This window comes from Allobosea sp. R86505, assembly GCF_042466375.1.
Classification (GTDB): Bacteria; Pseudomonadota; Alphaproteobacteria; order Rhizobiales; family Beijerinckiaceae; genus Allobosea.
The window spans coordinates 1,392,468-1,408,299 of sequence record NZ_JAXHPY010000001.1 but is presented as its reverse complement, the minus strand read 5'-3'; the positions used below and the strand labels follow the sequence as shown (position 1 = coordinate 1,408,299).

The following is a 15,832-nucleotide window of genomic DNA, read 5'->3' as shown; positions in this document are numbered from 1 at the left end:
ATCAAGGGGTCAAGATTGGACGCCGATCGGGGGGCAATATTGCACGCCGTTTGACAACCGAAATACGCCTGCCGGGCCTGCGAGGAGGTCGTGGTGCAGGCGCCGGCACCCGCCCGGCTCGTCGAGGGCGGCATCCCGACCGAGGCAACGGTGGCCCATGTTCTGGTCGCCAAATACGCCGACCACCTGCCGCTTTACCGCCAGGCCCAGATCTATGGCCGGCAGGGCGTGAACCTGGACCGCTCAACCCTGGCTGACTGGGTCGGCAAGGCAGCCTTCCTCCTACGGCCGGTCCATGAGCGCTTGTTCGAGCGGCTGAAGGCATCGACCAAGCTCTTCGCCGACGAGACGACGGCGCCGGTGCTCGATCCCGGCCGCGGCCGGACCAAGACCGGCCAGCTCTTTGCCTACGCCCGTGACGAACGGCCCTGGGGCGGCGCAGACCCTCCTGGCGTGGCCTATCTCTATGCGCCCGACCGCAAGGCTGACCAGCCGATCCGGCATCTTCAAGGCTTCACCGGCGTGCTCCAGGTCGACGGCTACGCCGGCTACAAGGCGCTGGCTGAGAGGAATGCCGTGAGCCTGGCCTTCTGCTGGAGCCACGTCCGACGGAAGTTCTACGATCTCGCGCAAGGTGGCCCCGCGCCAATCGCCACGGAAGCGCTCGCGCGCATCGCGACGCTCTATCAGGTCGAGGCCGACATCAAAGGCTGCTCGGCCGAGGAACGCTGCGCCGCCCGCCAGGCCCGAAGCCGCCCCATTGTCGCGGCGCTGGAGCCGTGGCTCAAGGACAAGCTCGGCCTCGTCAGCCAGAAGAGCAAGCTTGCCGAGGCCATCCGCTACGCGCTCTCGCGCTGGGCCGGTCTCTCACGCTTCCTCGACGACGGCCGCGTCGAGATCGACTCCAACGTGGTCGAGCGCGCGATCCGACCGATCGCTTTGAACCGCAAGAACGCGCTCTTTGCCGGATCCGATGGCGGCGCCGAGCACTGGGCAGTCGTCGCCTCGCTCGTGGAGACCTCCAAGCTCAACGGCGTCGATCCGCAAGCCTACCTCGCCGACGTCATCGCCCGTATCGTCGCCGGCCACCCGCAAAGCCAGCTCGACGATCTGCTGCCTTGGGCCTACGCCAAACTGCCGCTCAAGGCCGTGGCCTGAGAACAACGCTTACGCACAGGCGCCTGGATGACCGAGGAACTACAGGGACGAAAGTAGCCCTAACCTGCGCGACAACTGCGGTCATCATCACTCATCGATCCTCGCCGGCCGCGATCGCCTGCCAACTCGGGCAGGCAACCGGGAGAGCCGCGGGCATTGTCATGCTCACCGGGCAAGTGGCCGGGGGGCTGCGACTTTTCAGTCGCTGCCGAGCGCTCCGACCCTTATGGAGCCTGGATCTTAATTGAGCCCTTGGCCGCCACATCCTTCCAGCGCGCGATGTCAGAGGCCAGGTAATCGCGAAACTCCGCCGGGGTATTGCAGACCGTTTCGCCCCCGAGGACGGCAAGCTTTTCCTGCACGTCTTTTGCCGCGCAGGCCTTGGCGATCTCGCCATGGAGGCGCTCGACGATCGTCTGCGGCACGCCACTCGGCGCGAGCAAGCCGAACCATGCCACGGTCTCGAAGCCCCGCACGCCGGACTCGTCTACGGTTGGCACGTCCGGCAATACCGGCGTGCGCTTGAGCGTAGTCACTGCCAGCGGCTTGATCTGGCCGCTCTTCACCAGTCCGATCGCAGGCGGCAGGTTTACCGCCATGAACTCAACCTGTCCGGAGACGATGTCGTTCAGCGCTGGTCCTGCGCCACGATAGGGCACATGCGTCGCCTCGATGCCGGTCAGCGCCTTGAGATACTCGGTGCTCATATGCGCAGAGGAACCGGCGCCTCCGGAGGCAAAGCTCAGCTTCCCCGGATTGGCCTTCGCATAGGCTATGAGTTCCGACATGCTCGATACCGGGAGCTTCTGGCTGGCGATGAAGATGTTGGGCGCGCGATAGACCAGCGACACAGGCACGAAATCCCGCATCACATCATAAGGAATGTTGGCGTAGATCGCTGCATTGATGCCGTGCGAGCCTGCATTGCCCATGATGAAGGTGTAGCCGTCGGGTGCTGCCTTCGCCGCCGCGGCAGAACCGATGACGCCGCCGGCGCCTGGGCGGTTCTCGACGACGAACGGCTGCCCGAGCGCTACGCGCAGTTTCTCGTTGATCAGCCGTGCCGCGATGTCCGAGCCGTCGCCGGCCGGGCTCGGCACGATGACGGTGACCGGTCGGTCTGGCCAACTCTGCGCGCAGGCAGGCCCGAGCGATGTGAGCATGACCGCGAAGATGGCGGAACCACAGCAGGAAAGAGACCGCTTCAACATCGACAACCCTCCCATTTGATCAAATAGCCCATGATATCGTCTTGACCGACGGCAATGATCTATGTTTTTGATCAAATCATGAAAGCGATCCGAGCTGATGATGTCAAGGAGCAAATCCGCAGCGATATCGTTTCCGGTGCGCTCGCTTTCGGCGCACGACTGCGCATCGACGATCTCGCCTCGCGCTACAATGCCTCGCATATGCCGGTCCGGGAGGCGCTGCGCAGCCTGGCGGGTGAGGGATTGGTCACGACCGAGCCCAATCGCGGGGCGCGGGTCGTCAGCATTGACCGTCAGCGGTTCTTGCATCTGCTTAGCATTCGCCTGGCTATGGAGATGACGCTGGCGCGCGAAGCGGCGACCAAAGTCACTGCAAGGGACATGATCGAGATCGAGACGCTTGAGACACAGCGGCTCACGCTCGCCGAGAGTGGGCGATATGGCGAGGCGGTCGCGGTCAATCAGCGCTTTCATCGCCGCATTTACGAGGTCTCGGGCAATGCCGAGGCGCTCAACGTGTTGGATCGGCACTGGCTTCTACTGGCGGCACTCTGGTCGCGTTTCGGCTACCGGCCAGAGCGGCTTGGTGGCGTTGCCGACGATCACGACCACATCATCCGCGCGCTACGCGATCGCGATGCGGAAGCCAGCGCCCTGTTGGTCGGGGCCCATGTCGTCAAGACACGCCAGGATCTGCTGGCTCAGATGACTGCTCTATTGGAGGCGTCTCAGTGAATCATGGCAGCGACGCCATTCGCAGCGTGCGGCTGCAGCTGGCGCGGATCAACCCGAAGACCGTCTGGGCTTTTCTGCGCGTTGCCTACGCCTCGGGCATCGAGGGGGTCGGAGAGGCGAGTTTGAACGGTCGCGAGCGGCAACTGATCGACGCGGCGGAGAGACACCTGCCACTCTGGATCCAGACAGGCATGGGTGAACCTCCGGAGCGCGACTTGCCCCTGCCGGCGGCCGCGATCCGCTCCGCATTTGACGTAGCCTGCCATGACGCGGCAGGGCAGCGCGAGGGAAAATCAATCGCGGCGCAACTGGGAGGGGAGGCCGACGCAACGATCGCCCTTTATGCCAACATCAACCGCCGCACCACCGATCGTTCACCGGAGGGCTTCGCGTCGAGCGCACACCATGCGCGCGCGCAGGGCTTCTCGGCCTTCAAGATTGCTCCCTTCGACGAGGTGACACGGGAACGCTGCGCAGCCGGCGAAGGGATTGCGGCGATGCAGAGCGGTCTTGCGCGCATTGCGGCGGTGCGGGCTGCTGTAGGCCCAGCCGCCAGGCTTATGGTTGATTGCCACTGGCGCTTCGATGAGCGCATGGCTGCCGAACTGGTCGAGGCGATCGTCCCGTTCGAGCTCTATTGGCTGGAATGTCCGATCATCGAGACGCCGGACAGGGCACCGACATTGCGCAGCCTCCGTTCCCGCCTCAACGCGCGCGGCACGCGCCTTGCCGGGCTTGAGGAGTTCGTCGGTTCAGCCGCATTTCTCGCGTTCGCAGAGGCCGGCACCTACGACGTGATGATGCCGGATATGAAATATGTAGGTGGCGTCGCCGAGATGATGCGGACGGCCGAGGCGCTCAGCCAAAAAGGCGTCGAGGTCTCGCCTCATAACCCCACAGGGCCAATTTGCCACGCGGCGAGCCTGCAAGTCTGCCAAGTACTGCCCGGCTTCACAATGCTTGAGATGCAACTCGACGAGACCCCGCTGTTCTGGGATCTCGCCTCGCCAGCCCTGCCCGCAGTCGCCGGGGGCTGCTCGAAGGTCCCGCAGGGAAGCGGGCTCGGCATCGCGTTGAATGAGGCGTGTCTCGTTCCGCTGCTGTGCGTCGATCTGGCTCTGCCGTCGCCTCAATAGGGTGGAATCATGCCTCATGCTTGACCGAAAGGACGAGGGCTTCCGGCACGACGTGCCGACCCCATGCCGAGGTGATCAACGCTGACCTGCTGGCCCAAGTGAAGCGCAGTCACGCGACCCGCGAGCAACACGATTGAGGGTGAGCGGACGATCTTCGCCCTTCCTCATCTTGTTTGCCTGACGTCGGCGCGCCAGCGTTGCCCAGGGAGGGTAACAACGAGAGACGTGCACGCCCCAAATCCTTGGGGCCGCTGCAGCCGCAATCGGCTCTTTAAGTGCCGTCCAGCCCGCAGGCCTTTGAAAAGGCTGGTTCGGTAGAGAGTGGCACGCATGTCGCTACCGGCTGAGCCAAACCAGCGCCATCGGCACCGACTCGACATAGGTGACGAGTCCAAGCATGGCGAGGGCAATCGCAAACATCGGCAGCAACTCCCGGGAGATCGCCCCCATCCCAACATTTGCGATCCGGGCCGCGACAAACAGCGTGCCGCCCACCGGCGGTGTATAGAGCCCGATCGCGAGATTGAAGGTCATGATCAGTCCGAGATGGACCGGATCAACACCGAAGGCCGTCGCGGTCGGGATGAACAACGGCGCGGTCAGGATGAGTGCGGGCAGCGGCTCTAGGAAGATGCCGATCAGGATCAGGAGAACGTTCAGCAGTGCGAGGAACACCCATTTCGAACTGGAAATCTGGGCGATCCAGGCCGAGAACTGCGCGGGCACCTGTTCGACCGTGATCAGCCAGGCGAGCGCCGCCGTCGCGCCGATCACGACCAAGACGACCGCGCTGGTGATCATCGCCTGGAGGGTGAGCCCAGGCAGCGCGCTGAGCGGCAACTCGCGATAGACTACGAACGCCAGCACGAGACCGTAGACGACGGCGATCGCCGCAGCCTCGGTCGGCGTGAACAAACCGCTGTAAATGCCGCCGAGAATGATCACGGGGGCGAGAAGCGCTGGAACCGTGTCGAGGAAGGAGGCGCGAAGCTGCTTGAAGTCGGGCCGTGTGCCGCCGACATCGCAGCCGAGCTTGCGGCCCTTGTAGATGCACAGCGCCATCAGGCAGCCGGCGAACAGCAGGCCGGGAACCACGCCCGACAGAAACAGCTCCGCCACGGAGACGTTGCCGACGAAGCCGTAGACCAGCAGCGGGATCGAGGGCGGGATCAGGATGCCGAGCGTGCCGGAGGTGGCAACCAGTGCCGCCGAAAACGGCGGCGGATAACCCTTCCGTTTCATGCCGGGAATCATGACCGAGCCGATCGCGGCTGAATCCGCGACGGCCGAGCCGGAGATCGCGCCAAACAGCGTTGCAGACGAGACGGTGACGACGCCGAGCCCGCCCGGCAGAAAGCCCAGGAGACTGCTCGCGAAGGCGATCAGCCGGCGTCCGACGCCGCCCTGGCTGATTAACTCGCCGGCGAGGACGAACAGGGGAATCGCAGCGAGATACAAGGGCTCCACGCCACCGACATAGGTCAGGAAGATCGCTTCCATGGGGTAGAAGCGCCCGAACACGGCGATCGTGGCGAGCGTGGTCAGCAACAGGGACCAGACCAGCGGCATGCCGAGCAGTGCCAGGCCGAAGAAGAGCACGCAGATGACGACGAGGACCACGGCGCTACTCCACGGCCGGTGCGAGGGCAGCCTCGCCGCGCAGCAGGAGCGAGGCGTCATAGGCGACGTAGATCGCGGTGAGCAGTGAGCCGATCGGCATCGCGAGATACTGGAGCCCCACGGGCCAGTGCAGCACGCTCATCTCCTGCGTCATGGTGCGCTCGACGATCAGCAGGCCGCGCCAGATCAGCAGGCCAAGGAGGATCAGGATCGCGAGCCGTGTCACCAGTTCCAGCCCGCGACGTATTTGCGGAGTAGCCGCCTCGATCAATTCGGTGATCCGCATATGGGCTCCACGCCGCGCCGCGGCGGCGGCTCCGACAAACGTCGCCCAGACCAAACAGAATTCGCCGAACTCGGTGTTCCAGGCGATGTCGATGTTCAGGAAACCGCGCGCCAGGACATTGGTGAACATCACCACGACGAGCACGAGCGAGAGCCCGACCAGAGCGATGTCGATGGCATCGCCCAGAACCCGCAGGGCAGCGGGTTCTGGGCGATGCGGGCGGTGGAAAAACGCTGTCACCGGTTCGCGCACGCGTCAGTTGGACGGGAGAGCTTTGCGGATGGCGTCGGCCGATGCGAGCATCGCATCGACATCCTTGGCGCCGAACGCGTCTTTCGCCTTCTGGTAGACCGGCTGAACGGCATCCCGGAACGGCTCGATCGCGGGTTTCGCGACTTTGGCACCCTTGGCTGTCATCTCAGCCAATTGCCGTTCCTCGTCACCCCGCACGAGCTGGCGCGACAGAGCCGAGGACTCCCTGGCGGCCTTCGACACGGCATCCCGGTCCTCGGCCGACAGGCGCTGCCAGGTCGCTTCCGCGATGGCGAGCGGCAGTGGCGAATAGACATGTCGCGTCAGCGTGATGTTGGGCGCGACCTCGTAGAAGCGCAGGGAATAGATCGTATCGGTCGGATTCTCCTGACCGATGACCGTGCCCTGCTGGATGGCGAGATAGACCTCGGTCACCGGCAAGACGATCGGCGAGAAGCCGATCGACTCCATGATCCAGCGGATCATGTCATTCGGGAACACCCGCATCTTCTTGCCCTTGGCGTCGGCCGGGCTCGCGAGAGGCTCCTTGGTGGTGAAGGAGCGGAAGCCCGCCTCCCAGGTGGAGAGGATGCGGATGCCCTTCTTGGGCAGTTCGTCGAACTGCGCTTTGAGGTAGGGCGACTCGTCGTAGAGTTTCCAGCCCTGTTCGTAGGTATCGACCAGGAACGGCAGCCCGGCGAGGTTCAAGGCCTTGTTCTGCGTCGCATAGGTGCCGGTCGCCGTCACCGTGAAGTCGATGCCGCCCAGCTGCAGCTGCTCCACCGCCTTGGGATCGTTTGCGAGCTGGCCGGAGTGGAAGACCTGCACCTTGAGCTTGCCCTTGGAATACTCCTCGACCTTCTGGGCGAAGAGTTCGGCCGCCTTCTGACGCGAGCCGACGGGCGTGTCGGTGTGGCTGAAGCGCAGTGTCGTCTGCGCGAGGGCGGAACCGGCGCAGAGCGCCGACAAAAGGCCAGCCCCCAGGATTGCTGCAAAGTGACGCTTGGACGTCATGGCTTGTCCTCCCTTGGCGCCGGCACGCGATCAGCCGGCTGGTTACGCGTTCCCGGCCGTCCGCTCTTGTCGGCGGCTGGCAGATCAACCTTGATGCAGACGCGGTTGCCTTGGCTGCATCTTGAATCTATGCATACATTAACAAACGCGCTAGTCAACGCATCAATCTGGATCGGATCCTCGGCATGGCAGAACCCGCGACCCCTGAACGCGCAGGCAGCATCGCGCTGGACAGGTTGGCGTTCCTGGGTCGCGGGCTCAGCCGTCCGGAATGCGTCGTCACACATCGCTCCGGCCTGCTCTTCACTGCAGACTGGACGGGCAGCGGCGGCGTCGCGCTGATCGCGACCGATGGGCGCGTCACGCGTTTGCTGGCGCGGGATCGCGCGGCGCCATTGCGGCCCAACGGCATTGCCCTCGAGCCGGGAGGATCCTTCCTCATCGCCCATCTCGGACAGGATGATGGCGGTCTGTTCAGGCTGTATCCGGACGGCCGAACCGAGACGCTGGTCGCGCATATCGACGGGGCACCGATCCCACCTTCGAATTTTGCTCTGCGCGACAGGCGAGGGCGCATCTGGCTCACCGTGTCGACTCGGATCGCGCCCCGAGGCGACGACTACCGCCCGACGGCCTCGTCGGGCTTCATCGCACTGGTCGAGAACGGCGTCGCCCGCATCGTCGCCGATGGCCTGGGCTATGCCAACGAATGTGCCCTGTCCGCCGATGAGCGCCATCTTCTCGTCAACGAGACCTTTGCGCGGCGGCTCACCCGGTTCGACGTCGGGCCCGATGGCGATCTGTCAAATCGCACGACATTGGCCCGCTTCGGCGAGGGCACGTTTCCCGACGGCGTCGTCCTGGACGCCGAGGGCTGTGCATGGGTCACCAGCATCGTCTCTAACCGCGTGATCCGCGTCAGCCCCGAAGGCGCGCAACAGATCATGCTCGAGGACTCGCAGCCAGGGCACCTCGCCTGGGTCGAGGCGGCCTTCCAGGCAGGCACGATGGGGCGGCCGCATCTCGATGGGGTCAAGAGCGACAGACTGAAGAATGTCTCCAGCCTCGCCTTCGGAGGGGCGGCTTTGACGACAGCCTATCTCGGCTGCCTTCTGGACGATCGGGTACCCTTTTTCGACACGGCCGTGAAGGGCGAGCGTCCGACCCATTACGATTTCGACATCGGCCCTCTGGCGGCGCTTGCCGCCAGTCGGTCACCCGACGAATCTCCGACGAGGACATCATGAGCGCCAACGACACATTCCAGATCTGCGTGCTGCCGGGCGATGGCATCGGCGTTGAGGTAACGGCACCGAGCCTCGCCGTCCTGGAGGCTGCGACCGGGCGCATCGGCGGCTTCCGCCTGGCATTCGACCAAAGGCAGGCCGGCGCCTTGTGCTACCGCGACACGGGCGTTGCCCTGCCGAGGGAAACGCTCGCGGCGGCGGCGCAGGCCGATGCCATCCTGCTCGGCGCGATGGGCTGGCCCGATATCCGCTACGCAGACGGGACCGAAATCTCACCGCAGATCGATCTGCGCATCGAGTTCGGGCTCTATGCCGGCGTCCGTCCGGTCAGGACATTGCCGAACATGAAGCCCGTCCTGGCCGATGAGCGGGCGCAGACGCTTGATTTCGTGGTGATCCGCGAGTCCACGGAAGGCCTCTTCTCTTCCCGGGGCAAGGGCGTTGTCGTCGAAGACCGCGAGGCGCGCGACACAATGGTCATCACGCGGGCGGTTTGCGAACGCCTGTTCGACTTCTCCTTCCGCCTCGCGCGCGAGCGAAAGGGCCGCGGCGGCAAGGGGGTCGTGACCTGCGTCGACAAAGCCAATGTGTTCGCAAGCTTCGCCTTCTTCCGGAAGGTCTTCGACGAACGGGCGAGGCTGTTCCCGGACATCCGCGCAGAGCACGCCTATATCGATGCCACGGCGCTCAATATGGTCCGCCGGCCGTGGGACCTCGATGTGCTGGTCACCGAGAACATGTTCGGCGACATTCTTTCCGACCTCGGCGCCGGTCTGATGGGAGGGATGGGCTTTGCCCCCTCGGCGGACATCGGCGACCGCCAGGCCGTGTTCCAGCCCTGCCACGGCACGGCCCCCGACATCGCCGGCCAGGACAAGGCGAACCCGACCGCGATGTTCCTGTCTGCCGCGATGATGCTGGAATGGCTCGGTGCCAAGCATCAGCGACCCGAAGCCATCATGGCGGGAGGGCTGATCCGCTCGGCTGTGGACATGGCGTTCGCCGACGGCCTCCATCCTTACGAAATCGGGGGGCGAGACGGCACCCGCGAGATCACGCGACGCGTCCTCGACGCGATCGGACTCGCCGAGCCGGTTGCAGCCTGAACCGATGCCGCTTCCCCCTCCCATTCGTGTCGCAGCGGTCGGCGCCGGCTATTTCAGCCGGTTCCAGTATCGCGCCTGGAAACGGATCCCCGAGGTCGCCCTGGTCGGCATCTGCAACCGGACGCTCGACCCGGCTCTCGCCTTTGCCGCAGAGTTTGCGATTCCCGGGGCGTTCGACGACCTCGGTCGCATGCTCGATGAGACCCGCCCCGATCTGGTCGACATCATCACCCCGCCGGAAACCCATCTCGCGACCATCGCGGCGGTGGCCGCGCGCGGCATCGACATCATCTGCCAAAAGCCGTTCTGCCGCACGCTGGCCGAAGCCATGCAGGCGATGGACATCGCAGATCAAGCGGGTGTCACGGTGACCATTCATGAGAATTTCCGCTTCCAGCCCTGGCACCGCGAGATCAAGCGCCTGTTGGACGAAGGGGCGCTCGGTGAGGTCTACCAAGCGACGTTTCGTCTGCGGCCCGGCGACGGTCAGGGGGAACGAGCCTATCTCGATCGCCAGCCCTATTTTCAGACGATGCCGAGGCTGCTCGTGCATGAGACGGCGATCCACCTCATCGACACGTTTCGCTTCCTCTTCGGTGAGGCGGAGGGGGTCTTCGCATCCCTGCGCAAGCTGAACCCGCGGATCGCGGGCGAGGATGCCGGCCTGATTCTCCTGGACATGAAGAACGGCGTGCGCTGCCTGTTCGACGGCAATCGCCTGGCCGACCACAAGGCCCGCAACCGCCGGTTGACGATGGGCGAGATGGTGATCGAGGGGCAACGAGGCACCCTTTCGCTCGATGGCGATGGCGGGTTGACGTTGCGCCCTCATGGCGAGAATGAAGCTCGGGCCGTCGACTACGCGTGGTCCGACACGGATTTCGGCGGCGACTGCGTATATGCCTTGCAGCGCCATGTCATTGATCATCGACTTGGTCGCGGGCATCTGGAGAATACGGGGCGCGCCTACCTGACCAACATCGAGATCGAGGAAACCGTTTATGCCTCCGACGCCGAAAGACGGCGCATCGCAGTCTGAACTGGATCGGCTGTCCAGTGCTGAACGCGCTTATCGAGCGCTGAAGAACCTGATTCTCGCCAACGAACTGCCCGCCGGCAGCCAGCTGCTTGAGCAGGAGGCAGCCTTGCGACTGGGCATGAGTCGCACGCCCGTTCGCGAGGCCATGATCCGGCTGGAGCAGGATGGTGTCGTCGAGATCCGGCCGCGCCATGGCATGCGGGTCTTGCCGGTTTCTGCCGCCGACATGCGCGAGATCTACGACGTTCTGACTTCGCTCGAAGCCACTGCGGCGGAAATGGTCGCGCGCAAAGGCGTCACGGCCGAGGAGCTTCAAGGATTGAAGGATGCCGTGGGCGAGATGGAGGCTGCGCTGGCCAGCGACAATCTCGACGATTGGGCCGCAGCGGATCATCGTTTCCATGAACTCCTGGTGAAACTGACCGGCAATCAGCGCCTGCAGCAGATCGTGACCCAACTCAGCGAGCAGGCCCATCGTGCGAGAATGCTAACTTTGAGGTTGCGACCGAAGCCGGTCGGCTCCAATCGCGACCATGCGATGTTGGTGGACGCCATCGCCGCACGGGATGAAGAGGCTGCACGGAGAATTCACTACGAGCACCGCGCAAAGGCTGGAGACATGCTTGTCGGCCTGCTGGATAGCCTCGGGTTCAAGCAGTTTTAGGATGGCGTCCAGACGGCGGCTTCGTCCGGAGCCCATATGACTGCTGGGGCGATTCTGCTTCGAAAATCTGACAGCTACAGCTGCTTTCTGTTGACCCTCCTACTGCCAACCGGTCAGAAGTCGATCTCCGCTGACACGTCCGGGCAAGGTGCGCAAAAGCCGAACTAGGCACGTTACTGCTAACCGGACATTCAAAACATTGCGGGCAGCGACCCATTCGACGGGATCGGAGTAACTGCACCATTCTGCCTGTCGAACGCTTTATCCGCGGCGGCTCCGTCTGCACTCGCGTCCTAGGCCTTCCCACAAGCCGCGTCCATGAAGCGCCGGCAGAGATCGAGATCCCATCGCAGCACGTCGGAGGCGCCAGCATTCTTGCGCATCAGGGCCGTCGAGACGATCACGCCGTCGGCGGCGGTCAGCGCCTCGCCGACATTGCCGGTCGTCACGCTGCCGCCGAGCAGGATCGGCCGCTTGATTCCCGTCTCGCGGGCGCGGCGGATGCGGGACAGCGAATCCGCCCAATCGACACCGGTCAGGATCAGCCCGTCGGCACCGGTTTTCTGGGCCCACTCCGCGGCGAATTCCGGCGTCTCGGACGACATCGGCACGGCGGTGCGGTCATGCACGTCGGCGAGGATCGCGATGTCGTCGCGGCCCAGCGCGTTGCGGAAGGCGAGCGCCTGCGCGCCCATGCCGGTGCGCGGCCCCTGCGCCGTCATCGCGGCCCCGACGAAGACCTTGAGCCGCACGAAATCGGCCCCCGCCGCATGGGCGATCGAGAGCGAAGCGACCGGATCATGCGCCTCGACGATGATGCCGAGCCCGATACCGGGCACCTCGGCCCGCAGGAAGCGGGCGAGCGCAGCGGTGATGGCGAGCGAACTCGCCGCCATCGGTCCGGCCTCGCGGGTCTGGTCCTGCAGCTTGATGTAGGGAACGCCGGCCTGCGCGAAGACGCGGGCATTGGTCGCCACGTAATCCTCCAGCCAGGCCATGCTCTTGTCGCGCATCCGGCCGAAATCCGGCAGGTGCAGCGCGGCGATGACGAGGGGGCGGGCGGCGAAGACGCGGAGCGTGGTCAAGGCTGGCTTCCTGGGCGGTAGGGGCAGGGTCAGGCGGGCAAGGATCAGGCGGACAAGGGTCGGGCAGGCATGGGCGCGCGGGCGATGGAGGAGGTCAGGCGCGCGAGCGCCTCGCGGCAGGCGGTGCGGTCGATCGGCAGCGCCCCGTCGGCGCCATGGCGGCTGACGATGAGCGAGGCAGAGACGGCGCCGTAGGCGGCCGCGAGCACGGGATCGCCCGTCTCGACCAGCCCGGCGAGGAAGCCGCCGCAGAAGGAATCGCCTGCGCCGGTCGGGTCGGTGGCATGGGTCGGGATCACCGGCACGGCGACCGGCGCGCCGGCCTCCTTGTCCCAGACGAGGCAGCCGCGCGGCCCGAGCTTCACCGCCGCCGTGCCGCGGCAGCGCGCTGCGGCGAGCGCCAGCGCCTGCTCGATCGGCACGCCGGGGACGAGCGCGGCGAGCTCGATCTCGCTCGGCAGGAAGGCATCGACCTGCGCGAGAAAGGGCGCGAGATCGTCGAGGGAGAGTTCCGCCAGCTGCCAGCCGGCATCGAGTGTCACCACCATGCCGCGGCCGTTGAACAGGGGCAGCAGGTCGGCCAGCACGACCGGGCGGCTCGGCGCGCAATGGGCCCCTCGCGCGCGCAGATAGTTCTCCGGCACCTGTGCGGCGACCATCGGATGCGTGTCACGGAACTGCGAATAGGACAGCTCGCCGCCATCGCCGCGCCGGCGCAGATGCGCCTGCCAGTCATCGACCTGCTGGGGCGTCAGCCGGTCGGTCGGGAAACCGGCCTGCGCCAGCTCCTCGGGGCGGCTGGTCAGCCGCTCGCTGCGGTGGCCCTCGTCGTCGTAGATGAACCAGTTGCCGCTCTCGAGTGCGACATCGACCATGACGACGCCGTCGAGCGCGACGCCGCTATCGCGCAACCGCGCCAGCGTCTCGCGCGGATAGCTCGCCACGGCGACGCTGACGAGGCCGACGCGCTCGCGCCAGCACAGGGCGCCGACGCTGGAATAGGCGCCGTTGCCGCCGACCCGCGCCAGCGCGACCGTCCCGTCGGCCGAGATCACATGATCGACCGTCAGCCCGCCCGCGGTGACGAGCTCCGGCGTCACGCAGCGAGGACGCCGAGTCGCGGGGCGCCAAGGCCGAGCGCGTCGCGCGCCTTGGTCACGTGGTAGCCGAACAGATGCAGCGGCACGCTGTAAACCAGCGGCGCCAGCTCGATCCGCACCGGCGGCAGATGCCAGACATGGGCGCAATAGGGGCCGAAATCGGTCTCGCCCTCCGGCACCAGCGCAATGGTATGCCCCTCGACGCCCTTGCCGACGATGGCGGTCTCCAGCGCGCGCTGCCGGCTCGCCTGGTCGGGCGCGATCAGGAAGAGCGGGTCGCCGGCCTTCTGCGTGCGGTAATGGTGGTATTCCTCCAGCGGGAAGGCGATGGCGTGGATCGGTGCCAGCTCCTTCAGCTTGGCCGCGCCGAAGGCGGCGGGCGCCAGATGCGGGCCTGCGCCGGCCAGCAGCATCATGTCGCTGCGGGCGAGCTCTACGCCCAGCGCCTTTGCCTTGTCATAGAAACCGGTCGCGACGACATCCATCACGGCCGGCAGCGCGGCGAGATCAGCCGCCAGGCCGGGGGCCTTGGCCTCGCCGAGGCCCTTCGCCTTGGCGATCGCCAGTGCGAGCGCAATCAGCAGGGCCATGGCGGCGGTGCTGGATTGCGTCGGCCAGCCGCCGCGCGTGGCCTGAATCAGCAAGGCGGACGGAAAGTCCCGCATCATCGCCGAGGTCGCGGTGTTGGTCAGCGCGACGGCATAGCCGCCCTGCGCGATCGTGGCCTTCAGGCTCGCGCTGACCGGCGCCGTATTGCCGCTCGAGCTCAGCCCGATCATCAGCGTGCCGTCGTCGACGAGGTCGAGCCCGTATTGCTCGAGGTCGAAGGCCTCATAGGGCTCGCAGGGCACGCCGAGCAGCCGCTCATAGGCCAGCCTAACGGCGATGCCGGCGATCCAGGAATCGCCGCAGCCGGTGATGACGACGCGCCGCAGCGGCCGCGCCGCGATCTCGCCGGCGATGCGCTGGACCGCCTCCGCGGTGGTTGCGAGCGTGCGGCTCATCGCGTCGCCCTGGGACATCATCTCGGTATGCGTCAGCTCCACGCGCCGGAAGCGCTCCGGATCTCCGGGCGCATCCGACGAGGATTCGCGCTTGAGGGCTTTGAACTGCTGCATGTGGTCGGCCATGCTGGTCCCGTCCTGTCGATCGTCGTGGGGCGGCTCCGCTCGATGGGAGGCGCTGAATAGACTTTCGATATCCTTCATTTTATACCGTAGCGCAAGTGACGTCGAAGCCGATCATGCCCCAGACACAAGCCTTGCCCGATCTCGCCCGGGGGCGCTCGCTGCCCCGCCACGAGCGTATCGTCGAACTCCTCGCCGAAAAGGGCATGGTCGAGGTCGCGTCGCTCGCGGAGGAGTTTGGCGTTTCCACCGTGACGATCCGCGCCGATCTCGACGCGCTGGAGAAAAGGCGACTGATCCGTCGGATTCGGGGGGGCGCCATGGCGCTGCGCCCGGCCCGCTTCGAGCGCCCCGCCGATCTTCCGAGCCAGTCTTTTTCAGCCGAGAAGGAGCGGATCGCCGACCTCGCGGCGAGCCAGGTGCGCGACGGGGAAACGATCATCCTCGACGCCGGCACGACGACGCTCGCCATCGCCCACGCCCTCTCGGACACGCTCACCGACGTCGTCGTGGTCACCAACGGGCTCGACATCGCCATCGCGCTGCAGGGTCATGCTGGGGTGACGGTGATCGTGACCGGCGGGCGCCTGAAGCGCGGCGGGCGCAACGCCCATTCCAACAGCCTGATCTCGCCCTTTGGCGCCACGCTGCTTCAGGAAATCAACGCCGACGTCGCTTTCCTGTGCTGCGCCGGGGTCGACGCGGTGCGTGGCTTCACCAATGGCAACTGGGAGGAAGCGGAGGTCAAGAAGGCGATGATGGCCTCGGCCCGGCGCGTCGTCTTCGTCGCCGACCACGGCAAGATTGGCCATGTCGGCAGTGCGCGGATCGCGCCGCTGGAGCAGGCCGACCTGCTGATTACGGACCACGGCGCAGCCGCCGCCGACATCCAGGCGCTCGAGGCCGCGGGGGTCCAGGTCGCCATCGCGTGACCGCCTCCAAAATCGGCGGGACTTGGCTAAGTTTTATGCTTGCGATTGATTTCGATTGCTCTCAAATTGAAAGGGCGGCTTTTCGTGGCCCGCCTTGGCGGCGGGCTGTCCGATCCCATG

Annotated in this window: 14 protein-coding genes and 1 pseudogene; 8 read left to right on the top strand and 7 right to left on the bottom strand. The window is 65.7% G+C overall.

Features of this window, described 5'->3' with window-relative positions; all coding sequences use genetic code 11:
* Positions 1 to 54: 54 nt before the first annotated feature.
* Positions 55 to 1,158, top strand: a pseudogene (tnpC, locus tag SJY11_RS06760) (IS66 family transposase); the annotation flags it as partial.
* A gap of 224 nt (positions 1,159 to 1,382) precedes the next feature.
* On the opposite strand, the gene SJY11_RS06755 reads toward tnpC, so the two are convergent.
* Positions 1,383 to 2,369: a Bug family tripartite tricarboxylate transporter substrate binding protein gene (locus SJY11_RS06755; RefSeq protein WP_376985843.1), complete on the bottom strand. Its 987-nt coding sequence runs from the start codon at positions 2,367 to 2,369 to the stop codon at positions 1,383 to 1,385.
* Between the two features lie 54 nt (positions 2,370 to 2,423).
* Here SJY11_RS06755 and SJY11_RS06750 point away from each other — a divergent pair, with 54 nt between their 5' ends.
* Positions 2,424 to 3,104: a GntR family transcriptional regulator gene (locus SJY11_RS06750; protein WP_376985841.1), complete on the top strand. Its 681-nt coding sequence runs from the start codon at positions 2,424 to 2,426 to the stop codon at positions 3,102 to 3,104.
* Positions 3,101 to 4,240 (top strand): enolase C-terminal domain-like protein, encoded by a 1,140-nt coding sequence (locus SJY11_RS06745; protein ID WP_376985839.1) that lies wholly within the window; start codon positions 3,101 to 3,103, stop codon positions 4,238 to 4,240. Before SJY11_RS06750 ends, SJY11_RS06745 begins: the two co-directional genes overlap by 4 nt.
* Before the next feature lie 336 nt (positions 4,241 to 4,576).
* Here the strand turns inward: SJY11_RS06745 and SJY11_RS06740 are convergent, their stop codons facing one another.
* The 3 genes from SJY11_RS06740 to SJY11_RS06730 are packed head-to-tail and all read right to left on the bottom strand — an operon-like array spanning position 4,577 to position 7,412.
* Complete coding sequence (locus tag SJY11_RS06740; RefSeq protein ID WP_376985837.1) at positions 4,577 to 5,860, bottom strand: TRAP transporter large permease; 1,284 nt, start codon at positions 5,858 to 5,860, stop codon at positions 4,577 to 4,579.
* Positions 5,861 to 5,864: 4 nt separating this feature from the next.
* Positions 5,865 to 6,386: a TRAP transporter small permease gene (locus tag SJY11_RS06735; protein ID WP_156450265.1), complete on the bottom strand. Its 522-nt coding sequence runs from the start codon at positions 6,384 to 6,386 to the stop codon at positions 5,865 to 5,867.
* A gap of 15 nt (positions 6,387 to 6,401) precedes the next feature.
* Positions 6,402 to 7,412: a TRAP transporter substrate-binding protein gene (locus tag SJY11_RS06730; RefSeq protein ID WP_376985835.1), complete on the bottom strand. Its 1,011-nt coding sequence runs from the start codon at positions 7,410 to 7,412 to the stop codon at positions 6,402 to 6,404.
* Positions 7,413 to 7,597: 185 nt separating this feature from the next.
* Here SJY11_RS06730 and SJY11_RS06725 point away from each other — a divergent pair, with 185 nt between their 5' ends.
* Genes SJY11_RS06725 through SJY11_RS06710 form a run of 4 tightly spaced genes read left to right on the top strand, consistent with a single transcriptional unit; the run spans position 7,598 to position 11,468 of the window.
* The gene (locus SJY11_RS06725; RefSeq protein ID WP_376985833.1) at positions 7,598 to 8,659 is read left to right on the top strand and encodes an SMP-30/gluconolactonase/LRE family protein; all 1,062 of its coding nucleotides are present in this window, start codon (positions 7,598 to 7,600) and stop codon (positions 8,657 to 8,659) included.
* Entirely contained in the window at positions 8,656 to 9,765 is a 1,110-nt protein-coding gene (locus tag SJY11_RS06720) for an isocitrate/isopropylmalate dehydrogenase family protein (RefSeq protein WP_376985831.1), read from the top strand. The genes SJY11_RS06725 and SJY11_RS06720 overlap by 4 nt, the downstream gene beginning before the upstream one ends.
* Positions 9,766 to 9,769: 4 nt before the next feature.
* Positions 9,770 to 10,804: a Gfo/Idh/MocA family protein gene (locus SJY11_RS06715; protein ID WP_376985829.1), complete on the top strand. Its 1,035-nt coding sequence runs from the start codon at positions 9,770 to 9,772 to the stop codon at positions 10,802 to 10,804.
* Complete coding sequence (locus SJY11_RS06710) at positions 10,767 to 11,468, top strand: GntR family transcriptional regulator (RefSeq protein WP_376985827.1); 702 nt, start codon at positions 10,767 to 10,769, stop codon at positions 11,466 to 11,468. Before SJY11_RS06715 ends, SJY11_RS06710 begins: the two co-directional genes overlap by 38 nt.
* Before the next feature lie 293 nt (positions 11,469 to 11,761).
* Here the strand turns inward: SJY11_RS06710 and SJY11_RS06705 are convergent, their stop codons facing one another.
* The 3 genes from SJY11_RS06705 to SJY11_RS06695 are packed head-to-tail and all read right to left on the bottom strand — an operon-like array spanning position 11,762 to position 14,783.
* On the bottom strand, positions 11,762 to 12,553 hold the full coding sequence (locus tag SJY11_RS06705; protein WP_376985826.1) for a BtpA/SgcQ family protein: 792 nt from the start codon (positions 12,551 to 12,553) through the stop codon (positions 11,762 to 11,764).
* Positions 12,554 to 12,597: 44 nt separating this feature from the next.
* Complete coding sequence (locus SJY11_RS06700; protein ID WP_376985825.1) at positions 12,598 to 13,653, bottom strand: carbohydrate kinase family protein; 1,056 nt, start codon at positions 13,651 to 13,653, stop codon at positions 12,598 to 12,600.
* On the bottom strand, positions 13,650 to 14,783 hold the full coding sequence (locus SJY11_RS06695) for an SIS domain-containing protein (protein ID WP_376985824.1): 1,134 nt from the start codon (positions 14,781 to 14,783) through the stop codon (positions 13,650 to 13,652). Before SJY11_RS06695 ends, SJY11_RS06700 begins: the two co-directional genes overlap by 4 nt.
* 113 nt (positions 14,784 to 14,896) lie before the next feature.
* On the opposite strand from SJY11_RS06695, the gene SJY11_RS06690 reads away from it, so the two are divergent.
* Positions 14,897 to 15,712, top strand: a complete 816-nt coding sequence (locus SJY11_RS06690; RefSeq protein ID WP_376985823.1) for a DeoR/GlpR family DNA-binding transcription regulator — start codon at positions 14,897 to 14,899, stop codon at positions 15,710 to 15,712.
* Positions 15,713 to 15,832: the final 120 nt, after the last annotated feature.

Excerpts from the sequence above, each read along its gene's own strand:
- SJY11_RS06755 (WP_376985843.1), bottom strand. The coding sequence starts at position 2,369 with ATGTTGAAGCGGTCTCTTTCCTGCTGTGGTTCCGCCATCTTCGCGGTC.
- SJY11_RS06750 (WP_376985841.1), top strand. The coding sequence starts at position 2,424 with ATGATCTATGTTTTTGATCAAATCATGAAAGCGATCCGAGCTGATGAT.
- SJY11_RS06730 (WP_376985835.1), bottom strand. The coding sequence starts at position 7,412 with ATGACGTCCAAGCGTCACTTTGCAGCAATCCTGGGGGCTGGCCTTTTG.
- SJY11_RS06725 (WP_376985833.1), top strand. The coding sequence starts at position 7,598 with ATGGCAGAACCCGCGACCCCTGAACGCGCAGGCAGCATCGCGCTGGAC.
- SJY11_RS06720 (WP_376985831.1), top strand. The coding sequence starts at position 8,656 with ATGAGCGCCAACGACACATTCCAGATCTGCGTGCTGCCGGGCGATGGC.
- SJY11_RS06715 (WP_376985829.1), top strand. The coding sequence starts at position 9,770 with ATGCCGCTTCCCCCTCCCATTCGTGTCGCAGCGGTCGGCGCCGGCTAT.
- SJY11_RS06710 (WP_376985827.1), top strand. The coding sequence starts at position 10,767 with ATGCCTCCGACGCCGAAAGACGGCGCATCGCAGTCTGAACTGGATCGG.
- SJY11_RS06695 (WP_376985824.1), bottom strand. The coding sequence starts at position 14,783 with ATGGCCGACCACATGCAGCAGTTCAAAGCCCTCAAGCGCGAATCCTCG.
- SJY11_RS06690 (WP_376985823.1), top strand. The coding sequence starts at position 14,897 with ATGCCCCAGACACAAGCCTTGCCCGATCTCGCCCGGGGGCGCTCGCTG.